13 protein-coding genes are annotated in these 15,242 nt (G+C 60.4%); 8 read left to right on the top strand and 5 right to left on the bottom strand.

Annotation, left to right across the window (positions count from 1 at the left end; translation table 11 throughout):
* The first annotated feature begins 85 nt into the window (after nucleotides 1-85).
* A complete protein-coding gene (locus ON43_RS39865; RefSeq protein ID WP_083914279.1) occupies nucleotides 86-2,947 on the top strand; it encodes an AfsR/SARP family transcriptional regulator in 2,862 nt (953 codons plus the stop codon).
* Here ON43_RS39865 and ON43_RS44250 read toward each other — a convergent pair.
* From ON43_RS44250 to ON43_RS44245, 4 genes are read right to left on the bottom strand one after another with little or no spacing between them, the layout of a single operon-like run.
* A complete protein-coding gene (locus tag ON43_RS44250) occupies nucleotides 2,942-4,150 on the bottom strand; it encodes an MFS transporter (protein ID WP_083914276.1) in 1,209 nt (402 codons plus the stop codon). The two genes, ON43_RS39865 and ON43_RS44250, sit on opposite strands and share 6 nt — an antisense overlap.
* Nucleotides 4,143-5,381, bottom strand: a complete 1,239-nt coding sequence (locus ON43_RS39860) for an argininosuccinate synthase (RefSeq protein ID WP_051180079.1) — start codon at nucleotides 5,379-5,381, stop codon at nucleotides 4,143-4,145. The genes ON43_RS44250 and ON43_RS39860 overlap by 8 nt, the downstream gene beginning before the upstream one ends.
* Nucleotides 5,378-6,823: an argininosuccinate lyase gene (gene argH / locus ON43_RS39855; RefSeq protein ID WP_051180075.1), complete on the bottom strand. Its 1,446-nt coding sequence runs from the start codon at nucleotides 6,821-6,823 to the stop codon at nucleotides 5,378-5,380. The genes ON43_RS39860 and argH overlap by 4 nt, the downstream gene beginning before the upstream one ends.
* Nucleotides 6,820-7,413, bottom strand: a complete 594-nt coding sequence (locus ON43_RS44245) for a GNAT family N-acetyltransferase (protein WP_157514419.1) — start codon at nucleotides 7,411-7,413, stop codon at nucleotides 6,820-6,822. Before ON43_RS44245 ends, argH begins: the two co-directional genes overlap by 4 nt.
* A 319-nt stretch (nucleotides 7,414-7,732) precedes the next feature.
* Here ON43_RS44245 and ON43_RS47285 point away from each other — a divergent pair, with 319 nt between their 5' ends.
* Both ON43_RS47285 and ON43_RS47280 read left to right on the top strand, forming a co-directional pair.
* A complete protein-coding gene (locus tag ON43_RS47285; protein WP_083914270.1) occupies nucleotides 7,733-7,999 on the top strand; it encodes a transposase in 267 nt (88 codons plus the stop codon).
* The gene (locus ON43_RS47280; RefSeq protein ID WP_083914268.1) at nucleotides 7,923-8,270 is read left to right on the top strand and encodes a transposase; all 348 of its coding nucleotides are present in this window, start codon (nucleotides 7,923-7,925) and stop codon (nucleotides 8,268-8,270) included. The genes ON43_RS47285 and ON43_RS47280 overlap by 77 nt, the downstream gene beginning before the upstream one ends.
* Before the next feature lie 802 nt (nucleotides 8,271-9,072).
* On the opposite strand, the gene ON43_RS39845 is transcribed toward ON43_RS47280, so the two are convergent.
* The gene (locus tag ON43_RS39845) at nucleotides 9,073-9,459 is read right to left on the bottom strand and encodes a hypothetical protein (RefSeq protein ID WP_218003509.1); all 387 of its coding nucleotides are present in this window, start codon (nucleotides 9,457-9,459) and stop codon (nucleotides 9,073-9,075) included.
* A gap of 312 nt (nucleotides 9,460-9,771) precedes the next feature.
* Here ON43_RS39845 and gntD point away from each other — a divergent pair, with 312 nt between their 5' ends.
* The 5 genes from gntD (at nucleotide 9,772) to ON43_RS39820 (ending at nucleotide 15,238) form a co-directional block, all read left to right on the top strand.
* The gene (gntD, locus tag ON43_RS39840) at nucleotides 9,772-10,779 is read left to right on the top strand and encodes a guanitoxin biosynthesis L-enduracididine beta-hydroxylase GntD (RefSeq protein ID WP_083914293.1); all 1,008 of its coding nucleotides are present in this window, start codon (nucleotides 9,772-9,774) and stop codon (nucleotides 10,777-10,779) included.
* Nucleotides 10,773-11,720 carry a DMT family transporter gene (locus ON43_RS39835; protein ID WP_218003508.1) on the top strand — a complete coding sequence of 316 codons (948 nt, stop codon included), beginning with the start codon at nucleotides 10,773-10,775 and terminating at the stop codon, nucleotides 11,718-11,720. The genes gntD and ON43_RS39835 overlap by 7 nt, the downstream gene beginning before the upstream one ends.
* Nucleotides 11,721-12,333: 613 nt before the next feature.
* Complete coding sequence (locus tag ON43_RS43250; RefSeq protein WP_218003507.1) at nucleotides 12,334-12,654, top strand: phosphopantetheine-binding protein; 321 nt, start codon at nucleotides 12,334-12,336, stop codon at nucleotides 12,652-12,654.
* The gene (locus tag ON43_RS39825; protein ID WP_040816033.1) at nucleotides 12,651-13,622 is read left to right on the top strand and encodes a ribonucleotide-diphosphate reductase subunit beta; all 972 of its coding nucleotides are present in this window, start codon (nucleotides 12,651-12,653) and stop codon (nucleotides 13,620-13,622) included. Before ON43_RS43250 ends, ON43_RS39825 begins: the two co-directional genes overlap by 4 nt.
* On the top strand, nucleotides 13,619-15,238 hold the full coding sequence (locus tag ON43_RS39820; protein WP_157514417.1) for an AMP-binding protein: 1,620 nt from the start codon (nucleotides 13,619-13,621) through the stop codon (nucleotides 15,236-15,238). The genes ON43_RS39825 and ON43_RS39820 overlap by 4 nt, the downstream gene beginning before the upstream one ends.
* Nucleotides 15,239-15,242: the final 4 nt, after the last annotated feature.

Genomic DNA, 15,242 nt, shown 5'->3' with positions numbered 1-15,242 from the left:
AAGAAGGTTTGTTTAACTGCGCATCCTTGGTGCCTGTAAAAAGCAGGTCAGGCGTTGCGCTAAAGTGAAGAGTGGAATTTTCGCAATGGATGCACGGATCTTGGGTCCGCTGACGATTGCCGATGAGGGTGTCGAGATCGATATTCCCTCCGCGAGGCAACGGACGCTTCTTGTAGCTCTACTTATTAACGCCAACCGCCCTGCGTCGACCGATCAGCTAATTGAGGTCCTGTGGGGCTGTCGGCCGCCGCAAAATTCTCTGGCAGCACTACGCACATACATTATGCGATTGCGTCGCCACCTCGGTAACGCACTAGGCGTTCGTATTGTAACCAGACCCGACGGATATTTGATCGAGGCGAGGGAGAACGAGGTTGACCTTACGCGGTTTCAATCGCTATACACTGCCGGTCGAACAGCCGTGGGTGAAGGCGACTGGGAATCTGCGGCTAAAGTGCTGAAGGCTGCGCTCTCATTGTGGCGTGGGGAGCCATTTACCGAGATTCCATCGGAGATCTTGCGTGAAAGGGAACTTCCCCGTCTGGAGCAATTGCACCTGCGTACGCAGGAGCTATATTTCGAAGCGCAACTCGCGCGGGGAGAGCACAAAGACATCGTACTCGAACTTCAGCGGGCGGTGGAGGCCTGCCCGCTGCGGGAGCAGTTCTGGGCGCAACTAATGACCGCACTGTACCGTAGTCGACGGAAGGCGGAGGCCCTGGATGCCTTTCAAGCTGCGAGAACTCGCTTGATCGACGAGCTCGGTGTCGATCCTGGCCCTGATCTTCAAGCGCTTCACCAGGCCATGCTCACCGACGAGAAGTCGCTATGGGCCTGGTCGGCTCTCATTGGGTCGGAGGGATCGAACGTGCGGCTGGTTGAGCCCACGGCCGTCGTTCCGCGTCAGTTGCCGGCGGCTCCACGCCACTTTACCGGTCGGACTGCTGAGCGCAGCATCCTTCAGTCGGCGCTCAACCATGCTCACAATCCGGCAATCATAACGACGACACCGATATTGGTCATTTCGGGAATTGGCGGGATCGGGAAAACTGCTCTGGCACTGCACTGGGCTCATCGCGCGGCCGAGCTATTCCCGGACGGGCAGATTTTCATCAATCTTCGTGGGTTCGATATCGCCGATAACCCTATGCGGCCGGAGACGGCTGTCCGGCTCATACTCGATGCCTTCTCTGTTCCTGAGCAGTTGGTACCTACAGGTCTTGATGCTCAGGTGGCGCTGCTGCGCAGCACCCTCGCAGACAAGCGCGTTCTTCTCGTGCTTGATAATGCTCGAAACGAAGAGCAACTGATCCCGCTGCTTCCGGGCAACTCGGGATCCCTGATCATCGTCACGAGCCGAAACAAGTTACCCGGCCTGCTTGTATCGACCGGTGCCAAGGCGGTACCGCTGGGTCCCCTTGAGAAGGCGGAGACAGTGGAACTGTTGGAGAAGCTGATCGGCAAGGAACGATTGACGGCGGAGCCCGGGACTGTCGACCGTCTCGTTTCGATGTGCGATCGAATTCCGCTGGCCGCAAGTATTCTTGCATGCAGGGTATCTACCGAACCTCAGCTACCCATGGCTGCATTGATCGAACTATTCGAGGATACGGCAGGTCTGATGGACCGTTTTGATACCGGAGACGCTGCGACCAGCATTCGAACCCTTCTAGCCTCTTCCTTCCGGAACCTTACCGTCGAGGGCCAACATCTACTCCGCTTCCTCGGCCTGCACCGATGTAGCCGGATCACGCCCGATACCGCGGCGAGCCTTGCGGACATGTCTCAATCCGCCACTCGGCGCGCATTCGCAGATCTCAGTCGCAATCACCTGGTCGAGCATGCGGGTGTCGGCCACTACTCGTTGCATGACATCATCCGCGCCTTCGCTGCTGAAGTCGTTTACCAAGACACATGCGAGGAAACTCGGCGAACGTCGGTTACCCGCCTATACGACTTCTTGCTCCACACGCTCGACGATGCCGCGAGATTGCTTGTGCCTGGTCGTCTCTTCTCCCCGCTGGGAGCGCCGCTCCCGAGGGTTCGGCCGATAACCTTCAGGGAGGCCAGTGAAGGTGGCGTATGGTTCTCGACCAACCAGAGTGCGATTATGTCTGCGGTTACCCACGCGGTGGACGACAACCTTCCAGAGTACTGTTGGAAGATTGTCGAGCGGGCCAGCTCGTTCTTCTCCGTTCTGGGCCAATGGCATGACTGGCATCGAGTGGCTCGTTTGGGTGTCGACGCTGCGACATTTCTCGGCGATCTCCGCGGCGAGGCGAATTGCCGCCTCGAGCTTGGTAGCGCGATGGACATGCTCGAACATGACAAGACCGAAACACTCGCGGAGCTCACTCGAGCTCTATCCCTCTTCGCGGAGTTGGGCGACCGCGCAGGAGAGGCCCTGGCCCACCACCACCTGGCTCGCTATTACGGTCGACGCGCCGTTCGTACAGGATTCGGATATCACTCGTCCGCATCGCTCAGGTTGTACCAAGCGGATAGTAACGATAACGGGCACGCGACTGCGCTCAATACTATCGGATGGTTCAGTACGTCCTTTGGTGAGTACGACAGAGCTATTTCCACCTGCAGGGCCGCAATCGACATCTATTCAGCCGTCGGGAATCTCGCTGGCGAGGCTGACAGCTGGGACAGCTTGGCCTGGGCTCACCAGCGCCGGGGTGATCTGAAATCGGCCGATGCTTGCTATCGCAAGGTTATTCCGATGGATGAACGTCTCGACCGCATCGGACATCGATACAACATCGCGGAAACTCAGCATCGTTATGGAGATTTGAGGTGTGCGATGGGCGACGTCGCCGGTGGGATCGACTACTGGCGACGGGCCCAGCAAACGTTGGACGAACTCAACCATCCGAGTAAGGAGATTGTCCGGCAGAAGATTCTCCACATCACGCAACCAGAATGGGTTCGTGTGTCATGAGCTGAACGCTTTTGGCGCCTTGCCATCTGGTGAGCGTGTTCCCCTTTGCCGCGCGAGACATGCTGTAGCCACAATCGCGGTGAGTGCAAGCAGCCAGAGCGTAGCCAGCGACCACGGCAGTCCGTTCGGACCTACCCAGTCCATCGCGGCACCTGAGTACGGAGGACCAAGAATCCCACCGAGCCCCCACACGATGGCGAACGCTGTGTTCGCCATCAGGAGATCGGTCTGTTCAAAGCTTTCGCCGAGGATGGTCAGCACCAATGGGTATCCGGCAAAGGCAAGACCTCCCCAGGCTGCGATGGCCGGGAAGTACCCTGTCGGATTGTTCACGATCATCGGAAGAAGGAGTGCACCAAGGATTCCGGCCGATAGTGAAACGATCAGGGCAACCCGTGCACCTACCCTGTCGGCGAGCCAACCCAGCGGATACTGGAAAACAACTTGGCCAATCAGTAGCACGGTCAGTGACAATGCCGCGTATGCAAGTGTGTTCCCATGTCGGACACCGAAACTCGGTAGGAGCTGAAGCGTTACGCTGTCGAAGACCGAAACCGCCAAGACCGCTACGACAAGTGTTGACAACAGGGTAGTCAGCTGGCGTACAGGAATTGGACCGTTGCCTGCCATGGGGGGCACGGTCTGTCGCACCCTAACCAACGGGACCAGAGCCACTAGTGGCGCTGCGATCGCAATCGTCAGGGCGATCGTGAAATTGTCGCCGGATGCTGCCAATACGGTGGGGCCGATCGCGAATCCGAGCGCAAGTACCGATGTGTACGCAGTCAGAAGTTGCCCGCGGAGTTGGGACGTCGCGATCTCACCGATCCATGTCTCGCTCAGTATGAACATGGTCACCGCGCACAATCCGAGCATGAAGCGCAGCACAAACCATGCGGAGAGGGCTGGTGTAGCGGCGAGTACTGCAAGGATTACCGAAACGAGTGCTGTTGCCAGCACCATTGTCAGCCACGGTCGGACAGCCCGAATTAACCGAGGAACGAGGGGAGCGCCGAGCACCATCCCGAGCGGGGTCATCGCTCCGTTGAGCCCAATAATGCTGCTAGAGGTTCCACGTTCTTCTAGCAGCAGTGAGAGCAGAGGGTATGTTATCCCTAGCGTCGCCCCGAAAACCCCGATGACAACGATGGGCGTCCCTGCTGCTCGCCAAGTCCTTTTCACTGATGAGCCGGACTCAGCCATGTGTCTGACTCCACACCCGGCTGGACAAGCCGAAGATGTCGATGAAGCCTTCTGCGCTCTTCTGGTTGAAGGTGGATTCGGCTCCGTAGGTCACCAGTTCAGGGCGGTACATTGCTTTTGGCGCTGTGCGGCCGACGATGGTCGATGTCCCCTTGAACAGCTTGAGTTTGATCTCGCCGGTGACGAATTGCTGGGTATCACGGATGAATGCGTCCAGTGCTCGCTTAAGCGGGCCGTACCAGAGTCCGTCGTAGATCAGCTTCGCGTAGGTCGAGTCCACGGTGGCCTTGTGCGCAAGCACATCAGCGGGCAGGACGAGGTTTTCCAGCTCCCGATGAGCCTGGATCAGAAGATGCATGCCTGGAACCTCGTACAGCTCACGGGATTTCAATCCGACCACCCTGTTTTCGATCATGTCTACACGGCCGATACCGTGCGTACCGGCGAGAGCATTGAGTCGGGTCATCAATAGCAGCGGGGAGAGCGTTTCACCATCGATGGTTGTCGGCATGCCTTCAGCGAACTCGATTGAGACGTAGGCTGGCCGATCCGGTGTCTCCTCCACCGACGTGGTAAGGCTCCATACCTCCTCGGTCGGTTCCCATTGGAGGTCTTCGATCAGGCCAGCTTCGACATTGCGGCCCAAGATGTTCAGGTCGATTGCCCAGGGCTTCTCTTTGGTGACATGTGAAGGGATACCGAACTTTTCCGAGTAGGCAATCGTTTCGGCTCGACTGAAGTCCCAAAGACGCGCTGGCGCAAGGATTGTGAGATTGGGGTCCAGCAAGGTAGCTGCCAGATCCAACCGCACCTGATCGTTGCCTTTGCCGGTGCAACCGTGGGCGACTGCGCCACAGCCGTATTCGTGAGCGGTGTCCACGAGAAGCTCCCCGATCAACGGACGCCCGAGCGCCGAGGAAAGTGGATAGTGTGCGTCGTAGAGTGCGTTGGCTTGGATTGCAGGAAAGCCAAATTCACGGACGAACCGCTCCTTGGCATCCACGACGACCGCGACGTCGGCGCCGGCCAGCAACGCCTTTTCCCGAATCGGCTCGAGCTCGTCGCCCTGGCCTAGGTCTGCGGCCATAGCTACAACGAACTTGCAGCCCAGCTCCTGTTTGAGGTACGGGATGCATGCGGTGGTGTCGACGCCGCCGGAGTAGGCAAGTACAACGCGGTCAGCAGAACTCACGGCCGCTCCATCTTCAGTCAGGTTGGGAATGTTCGTCATTTGGCGGGCTCCTTGATCGAGAGCTGCTCGTTGAGCTTCCGCAGCGTTGCCGCGGCCTCGGATACTCGTATGGGTGCAGTTCCGCCGGGAGACGTACGACGAGCTACCGCGTGGTCCACGATGAGCACATCGGCTGGCAGACCCGCGAATCGCGGCTCGAGCGTTGCGAGTTGTTCCGGATCCGCATGCCTCAGCTCGCGACCTTCGGCCTCAAGTGCCTTGACGACTCGGCCTACAATCCCATGAGATTCACGGAACGGGACGCCTCGTTCGGCAACGAGCCAGTCGGCCAGATCGGTGGCGGTAGCATTCCCGATCTCAGCGTCAGCGCGAGTCTTCTTGGTATGGAGGACGATTCCCGTCAGCATTGCTTTGGTGGTTCGGACACACAGTTCAAGGGTGTCCGCCGCGTCGAACAATGCCTCCTTGTCCTCTTGCATGTCCCGGCTATAGGCGAGAGGGAGCGCTTTGAGGACCGTCAGCAGTGTGATCAAACTGCCGATCACGCGGCCAGCCTTGGCGCGGACCAACTCTGCCGCATCCGGATTGCGCTTCTGCGGCATGATCGATGAACCTGCCGACAGATCTTCCGGCAGTGTTACGAACCCAAACTGCGGTGTCGACCAGATGACGATCTCTTCGGCGAGTCTGGACATGTGAATAGACAGAGTCGCCCCTGCACCGACGTAGTCCAGGATGAAATCGCGGTCCGAGACGGCGTCGAGTGAATTGCGGAACACTCCGTTGAAGCCCAGTTCGGCGGCCGTCTGATCAGGGTTGATCGGATAGCTGGTACCCGCTAGCGCGGCGGCGCCTAGAGGAGATTCGTTCAAGCGGCGGCGTGCGTCCAATAGGCGGTCACGGTCGCGAAGAAACATCTCGCCGTAGGCGAGGAGGTGGTGTCCGACGGTCACGGGTTGTGCACACTGCAAGTGGGTGAAACCAGGCATGACATCCGCACAGTGGGTCTCGGCGCGCTCGGCCAACACCCGAATCGTGTCAGCGAGGAGGCTGTCGAGACGATCGATGGCATCTCGCACCCACAATTTGGTGTCCACTGCGACCTGATCGTTGCGGGAGCGGCCGGTGTGTAGCCGACCGGCGACTGGGCCGATGAGATCGTGCAGTCGCGCTTCGATATTCATGTGCACGTCTTCGAGCGCGCGATCGAGGACGAGGTCTCCTGCTGCGATCTCTGCCGCGATTATCTTGAGACCGTTGACGATTGCCTGACCTTCGTCAACGCTGATCACTCCTTGATCGACCAGCATTCGAGCGTGCGCGATCGATCCTGCGACGTCCTGCTCAGCAAGCCTGAAGTCGAAGTGGACCGATGAGTTGATCTCCTCGAGCAGGGAGCTCGCTCCGGTGGTAAACCTCCCGCCCCACAGTGGGTTCGTCCCTGTCGCCCCGCCGGGGTTGCTTCCGGGTGTGTGTGTCATGGCTGAAGTACTCCCACGCTGAAATCAAACCTGCTCTCCAACTCTCGGCGCTTGCGGCGCCGTTCTCGGAGGCGGTATACGTTTGCCAACCACTGAATCTTGTATAGGCATCTAATGAAGACGCGATTCTTCCAATTGCCCCGCCCGAAGTCCTTCTCGGTCGGGAAGATCTGGAATCCGCAGTCTGCAACCAGATTTGACATTGGTCCCCTGGAGAAGAAGATGATCTTCTTTCGGGGGGAGGTGTTCAATGTCCTCAATGCGGCCTGCAGCAATTTACGCCCGCGTCCTGAGTCTCGATGCTTCTCTAGCACGAAGACAACGGCGATTTCGCTCCATCTAAACCACATGTGATGGACGAGAATGGCTCCGACCAGCTCACCGGTGCACGGCCGAACCAGCGCGAAGGTATCTCGCTTTCCCGTCCATTCGGCAAGACTGTAGCCGGTAATCTCGGCAGATCGTCGAATCTCGGCCATAATCGTGGTGGCTTCGGATATGGTCAGAGGCCGCCGCTGGACTTCAACCCATTCGGAATCGGGATCGACCCGACTGGGTCCGGGCAGTACCCGTACCTCCCGCAGTGTCACGTCGGTCTCCTTAGTGGAGGTATAGAACACAGGCAAATCCACGGCAGGTTCCGAGGAGTCTTTTCTTAGTGCGATCATTCAGGGAGCAGATAACACGCAAATATCTCTGAAATATCGGAGCCGGACTTGCTGGGAACGCAAGACTTTCGTGCTGCTTGGAGTTCCTATCAGGTTATGTCGGGTGGTGGCGTTGGGTTGCATTGCAGTGCAGTATGTTTCGCTGTGGCAGCACCCTGGATCGAGGACGACAAGTTGTGGGCAGTAATCGCACCGCTACGCCGGTGAAACCGGCCGGGGCACCGGGACCACCACAGATGGAATTCCGCCGGGTGCTGCAGGGATCTCGTTCGTGCTGATCACCGGGATCGGATGGGAAGACGTACCCCAGGAACTGGGGTTCGCGTCCGGAATGATCTGTTGGCGCAGGCTGCGGGGTTGGCGAGCAGCCGGGGTGTTCGAGCAGATCTACCAGGCGGTAGTCTCCGGTGCCCATGCTGTCCGCTTGATCGATTTCGATCGGGTCATGGTCGACGGCTCCCACGCGCGGGCGAATAGGGGGCATCGCAAGAGGTTCGAGCCCGGCTGACCGCGCCAAGACCGGTTCCAAGCACCACATCCTGACCTGCGCGAACGGATTCCCGCTCGCGGTGGCGTTGTCGGCGGCCAACGTCAACAATCACCTGGTGTTGGCCACGCTGCTCGACCGGGTTCGTCCCCTGCACGGACGTGCGGGCCGACCTCGTCGCCGGATCGCCACCCTGATTGCAGACAAGGGATGCGACCAAGCCGCAGCGTGTATCCCGAACTGCAGCAACGACATATCACCGGCTACGTCACCCGTCGCGGCACCGCGATAAGGTCTCCGCCGGGCCCCTGGATCGTCGAGCAGACCTTTGCCTTGCTGCACCGGTACCGGCGGCTGGCCATCCGATGGGAACGCCGCACCGATTTCCACCACGGATTACTTGCGGTCGCCGCAGCACTGATCTGCTGGCGACGACTCAGCAACCGAACTCGATAGGAGCACTTGGGTATTCGGGGTTGCCTGCGTGTCGTGGGCGATTGCTGATTTAGAGGACTGCTCGAGGGCTACGCAGCCGAGTGCCTGGCCGGGGTCGAACTGTGGCCGGTGCGCAGTGGAACCTGCGCTGGCGGCTATAAGCCCGACGTGGCCACGCGATTGAGCGCTGCCGTCATGTCTTGGTCAACAACGCTTTCAGTCCTTGCTCGTCCAATTTGGCTGGCTGACTCCGCCGACCACTGCCTGTCGCGATCGGCAGTGGTCCGAGGTCGGATCGCGCGAAGAGTCATGGGTCCCCTGAAAATTCGGGGTGGACGCAGGCAATATTGACGGGCACTCGCCGCCAGAGTAGTGATGGGAATCCGTGTGGCACAGTATCTTTCAATTCAACTGCGTCGAATCAGCAGTCTGATCGCACACCGCCACCCCAGCCAGACAACCCGCTATGACGGTGAACAGTCTGGACTCGATGCCAGTGCATCCGACAGAACCACAAGCCGGGTAACCCCCGTCGACGCTGAACCTGAAATAGCCGGTGGATCGATGTTGGGAAGCGGCGCGGCCCAACCGGCTGCGGGCAGTCCATGCTGTCAGTGCTGGCTATCGGTGGGTAACCTGTGAGTGTGATCTTCCGACTATCACCCCGCGCGAGTTCCGTCGGGGACAGGGCGCTCGGGCTGGGCGAGAGCAGGGAGGATGCCATCGGCATAGCCCAGGTCGAAAATCATCGCTTCCGAGAGCTCACCTGCCATCATTCGAGGCTCCAGATTGACGACGAATAGTGCCTGCCTGCCGACGATTTCGGTGGAGTCCTCGCGCTCGCCCTTCATCCCACTGAGGACGGTACGTTCATGGTCGCCGAAGCTCACCCGCATGCGGAGCAGTTTCTTCGATGTGGGTACTTCCTCGACCGAAAGTATGCGTCCCACCCGAACATCGAGCTGATCCAGGTTATCGAAGGGAACCGTTGGCTTGACAGGTGCGGGGCGGAAGTCTTCGGCCGCAATGAACCTTCTTGACGTCACGGACACTCCATTCTTTGACTGATCACGAAACACATAGAAGCTTAAGCGAATACGCCACCGGTGGGCATGCTCGGGGTGCTCACCGTCGAATGATACGAGGTCGCAACGCCTGGATCAGCTAGACCCATGCTCTCCAAGATGGAGCGAATCATTGTCATACCGATGATATTTCGCTGATATGCACTACCCAGATCATCGAGTTCACGATTGATATCAGTCGTGGGTGGATCCGTCGTGTCCGATCAGGGGACAACCGCCATCGATCGCGGTCGATCCATCTCCCATCCGCCTACCTTGAGAGAAGGATGCTTCGTGGCGAAGAGCCTGGCCTACTACGATTTGAACCGCATTGAGGTTCTGGAAATCGAACTTGCCATCGAAGAGCTACTGGCTGCCGACCATGACCCGGGTAGCGGCGAGTTCTACGACAAGGCATGGGAGCTGGTTCCGCGGGTACCAGCTGGGTTGCGAAAGTTCCTCCACGAATTCCGCAACCTCGAGCCCGCAGCCGGGTGCGTGGTGCGAGGGATGCCCGTGGACGACGCTGAGGTGGGGCCTACGCCCGAAAGCTGGAAGAGCGCGCTGGGCGGCTCGCAGGCACGCCGCGAGGAGTTGTTCCTCGGGCTGGTCGCAATGTCGGTTGGTGAGGTCTTCAACTGGGCGACTCTGCAACAGGGTCGAATGATCCATAATGTGCTCCCAATGCGCGGCGAAGGAGAGAAGCAAAGCGGCCACGGCACAGTCTTCCTCGAGTGGCACACCGAGGATGGGTTCCACCCCCAGCGCTGCGAGTACCTGATGCTCCTCGGCGTGCGCAATCACGACAAGGTTCCCACCATCTTGGCCTCGCTCGAAGACGTCGAGCTTAGCGACGAGCACAGGAAGATCCTGTCCGAGCCGCGCTTTCATATTCTTCCCGACGACGAGCACCTACGGCAGCTGAGCGAACAGTTCCCCGGTCACCCTGCACTAGAAGTCGTCCAGAAGATGACGGACGACCCCGAGCCCGTCCCGGTCCTGTTCGGCGATTCGGTCAAGCCATACCTGCGGATTGACGTTCCGTTCATGCGCTGCGCTGATGACCAGGCGGAGATTGCGCTGAAGGCACTGGTGGCGGAGTTTGATCGGGTGCGCCAGGACATCGTGCTCGAAGCTGGTGATGTGCTGATCGTCGACAACGACATGGCTGTCCACGGTCGTGCCGAGTACACGGCACGGTTCGACGGCACGGATCGCTGGCTCAAGAAGCTGCTGGTCACCCGTGACCTGCGCGCTGCGCGCACGGCCGGCGCCCTCCCCGGGGCCCGAGTGCTGTGCTGAACCGATCCGCATTTCGGCGACGGGGTTCCTGGACCGCGATTGCCCTGCTGATCGCGGTCACCGCGGTCTGGGGGGCCACATTCACCGTGGTCCAGGCGGCCACCGATCGAATGCCGGTATTGGATTTCCTGGCCGTCCGCTTCGGCCTGGCGGCCGCGATCCTGTTGGTCCTCCGGCCCAGCTGCCTTATCCGCCTCAGCCGCAGCGGCTTGGTACGAGGTGTGCTGCTGGGAGTCTTGCTGGGCGGTACCTATCTGCTGCAGACCTACGGGTTGCGGTATACGCCCGCGACCATCAGCGCCTTCATCACCGGGATGTTCGTGGTCTTCACCCCGCTGATGGCCTCGGTGGTGCTCCGCAAGCAAATCGGCGTCCGGGTCTGGGCGGCGACGGGCATCGCGGCGGTCGGATTGGCGTTTCTTTCACTGCATGGTTTCAGTATCGGGTTCGGTGAATTACTCACCCTCGGCTGCGCGCTGTGCCTCGCGGGGCACATCGTGGGCTTGGGAGAGTGGTCGGTCGGTCACGATCCATACGCGCTGGCGCTGGTCCAGATGGCGACCGTAGCGGTGATCTGCGGGCTTGCAGCACTGCCGTCCGGGTTGCGACTGGTACCGCCGGACCGGCAGGCGTGGGAAGGAGTGCTGATCACGGCGGTGCTCGCTACGGCAGTCGCTTTCGTGATCCAGACCTGGGCGCAGGCGCGGCTAAGCGCATCTCGCACGGCGATCGTGCTAACCATGGAACCGGTTTTCGCGGCTGTCACCGGGGCTCTCACGGGTGAGCGCATCACGGTTCGCGAGATCGTCGGCAGCCTGCTCGTACTCGCTGCGATGTATCTGGTCGAGCTCCGTCCTGCCGAGCCCGATTCGAATACTGAAGCAGTTGCGGTCGGACCCGCAGACGCGACAAATTCGTCGCCGATGGTCCGCAATAGTTGACGAGCTCGATGGGCAGCCCGAGAGTGCTCGGGCGGTCCCATCACATATTTGACGTCATCCGCCGTAGGCCAAAGACGGGCCTTCCTACTTCCGACTGAATCCGTGAGCCGATATGCCGTAGATATCTACGTGTTATCCCATGTGGAGATACTTTGTCCGAGAAGGAGGTATGTAACGGAAGGGCAATGCGCGACTGATCCGGACGCGGCCTCTGAGCAGTGCGTCGGCGTTCGTGGGGGCATCGGGGGATCTGCGGTGTGTTCGTACTCGGCAGATCCCCGAAGCGGACGGAACCACGTGATCCGTCGATGATTTCTCGCCGGTGATGAACGAGTGTTGGAGGCACCTCAAATAGGCTGTGTTGCAACGAGTTTCAGTGACTTATGGGGTTACTGGGAACAGGGCGAAGCCCACTTCTATTGCGGCACAGACTGTTGGCGGTTAGCAAGATTCATTCGCGCGGGAGTTATGTCGACTTCTGCGCCTTCGGCTATTGATGAGCCTGCAGGCTCGGCGCCCTCGACGTTCGGGATTGGATGTTTCAACCGTGCGCCGACCCCTCACTGACCAATTATTCCGGCAACTGCCGAGCAGATGAATGGAGAATCTAAAAGTGACGCAGGAAATTGCTACCAGGGTGCTGAAAATTGTCGCCGCTATGGCGCCGACGGGTGGCGATGCGGTCGTCGGAGCCGACACACAGCTCGTCGAGGATCTGGGCTATCACTCACTGGCGCTGCTCGAGCTAGCGATTCAACTCGAGGTCGAGTTCGGCATGCCCACGATGGAAGCGGGGTCCGTCGGCAGCATCCGTACGGTCGGCGATGTCGTGGGAATGGTGACTGCGGCGGTATCCGCTCCCGCCACCGGAGTGGCGGCGGCTGCCGGTTTCGCGCAGAGCTACACCTTCGACCGGTCCGGTCGGAACCGATGAACCAAGCGGCAGTTTTGGACATCGATCACGATGTCACCGGGCGAGTTTCGCCGATTGACTTGTACCACCGCTGGGAATCGCAGCACTGGCAGATCCGGGAGCTGGGGATCGACGGCGACCGAACTGCTTGGCACGAACTGCCTCCCTTCCTACGGGGAGAGTTGCTGCGCACGCTGGTTCGTTTCGGCGCGGGGGAGATGGCGGTGACCGAAACGCTGTCGCCCATCGCCTACGCGGCGCCGGAGCCTGACTTCCAGGTCTATATCTCGACTCAGATCGCGGACGAAGCCCGACATGCACTCTTCTTCAAGACCTATCTCGCAGCCCTGGCGGAAGAGGGGATCGTTCCGGAGACGAGGACGGACGAAGAGGCAAGCGGCGGGGACCTTTTCGAGCGCTCCCTGGCCGAGATCGTCGATCGGGTTCGGAAGGACCCGAACGACCTGGCCTCATGGTACGAGGCGGTAGTCGTTTACCACCTGTTGATCGAGGGCACCGTTGCGATGACCGGGCTCCACACACTGCTGAGAACAATTCGGGAGTTGAAGGGGCTCAACGCGCTTCGTGAGGGGCTCGTCAACGTTGCGCGGGACGAGTCGCGCCACGTCAACTTCGGGGTGGTGGCCCTTCGCACCGCCATCGGGAGCGGGCACAGCGACCTCATCGAGGCCGCCGTCGCCAAACACGCGCGGGCCGCGGCATTCACGATGGTGAACCCGACGACACGAGATAAGACACCCACGATCGTTGTGGCCATGACGAAGCGGCCGGAACAGCTTCGGGCCCAGTGGGATTTCGCGGCCCTATCGTTGAGGAAACGGTTGACCTCGGCGGGGATCGTTGGTGACCGGGTCGTGGAGCTGGTAGCGATGTTCCGTGGCGGTATCGCCGACGCGCTCGCCGCATACCGGGAGCGCCACGGTGTCGACCATCCCGCTCAGGATTACGGTGCCGAGGAGGCACGGTGACGATCCGACTATTGGACTGGCTCGATGATCCATCGCCGAAAACCGGTCTGAACTGGGCAGTTTCGGGAGGGTGGCGGCGAACCACGTACGAGCAGTTGGCGACACGTGTGAAGGCGCACGCCGCGGCCCTTCATGAGCACGGTGTGTCCCACGGCAGTGTCGTGTCGATTATCGAGCCCAGTGTCGACGAATTCGTAGTTCGCTTCTTCGCCGTGCTACTAGCCGGCGCCACTCCTAATCCGATCGCACCGCCATTTCCGATTCAGGACGAGGCGTCGTATCGGCGTCAGCTCGGCCGACTGCTCGACGTCGCACAGCCCACGGCGATCAGTGTCGCGGCCCATCTCTGGAGTACGGTCGCGCCAGTTGTGACCAAGGCCATCACCGTGCTCACGGATGAGAACGCGACGCCGGCTGCAACGTTTCCCGGCTGTGCGGCCGAGGACATCGCGTTGTTGCAGTTCACCTCAGGTAGCAGTGGCATACCCAAAGCGGTGCGAGTCCCGACGCGCGCCTTGGAGGCCAATATTGCGGACATTCACGCCTGGCTGTTAATGACGCCGGCGGACAGGATGGCCACGTGGTTACCTCCATACCACGACATGGGTCTGATCGGAGGCCTGTTGGCCAGCATCGCGGCCCGCTGCGAAGTGGACGCGATGGCGCCGATCGACTTCATTCGTGACCCCGCCAAGTGGCTGTCTTGCGTCGGGCAACGCGGTGCGACCATCAGCCCCGCACCAAATTTCGCGTTGTCCTATGTTGTCGATCGTGTCGGTGACGATCAGCTCTCCGGGCTGGATTTCAGCGGTTGGAAGGCCCTGGTCTGTGGCGCCGAGCGAGTCGATCCCTTGATCGCTCGCCGTTTTGTCGAGCGGCTCCGTCCGTATGGGTTCCGCTCGGAGACCTTCTGTCCGGCGTATGGCATGGCTGAGGCAACGCTGGCGGTGTCCGGCGACACGCCCGGACGACAACCACGAGTCATTGCCGTGGATCGCACCTCGGGTGCCCTCGACGGGCCCTTCGAACTGATGGTCGCACCGATCGAGGACGGGCGTTCGTGGCTGGTCAGCTGCGGCGAGCCACTGAGCACGGTGGAAGTATCGATTGCCGATGATTCGACCGGATGCGGGGAACTGCATGTATCGGGCCCGAGCCTCGCACTCGACTACCGAACGGCACGGTCAGAAATTGAGCTGGCCCGGGACAGTCGCGGGCGTCTGGCGACGGGCGATGCCGGCTACCTCGTCGACGGTGAGGTGTACCCCATCGGGCGTATGGGCGATTCGGTGAAGATCCGAGGCGTTGCAATGTACGCGGAGGATCTTGAGATCGATATCGTGCGGGCGACCGGACTGGCGTCGAATCGGGTTGCGGTGCTCGCCGGGGTCGATGACGGACGGACCCGCATCGCCGCGGTTGTGGAAGACATCGACGTCGATCCCGCGCTGGTCACCAAGGTCTTGACCGCCGCAACGGGCGGGGATGTCGACATCGTGGTGCTGGCAGCTGCCCGCGGCACCGTAGAGCGGACCACCAGCGGAAAAACTCGTCGCCGCCAGATGTGGAGAAAATTCGCGGCGGGTGAATACAAGTCATATCAGTCCGAGAATTGATCGG

It is taken from the genome of Nocardia concava NBRC 100430 (assembly GCF_000308815.1).
Taxonomy (GTDB): domain Bacteria; phylum Actinomycetota; class Actinomycetes; order Mycobacteriales; family Mycobacteriaceae; genus Nocardia; species Nocardia concava.
The sequence above is the reverse complement of the archived record's forward strand: the minus strand, read 5'-3'. Positions and strand labels throughout refer to the sequence as shown.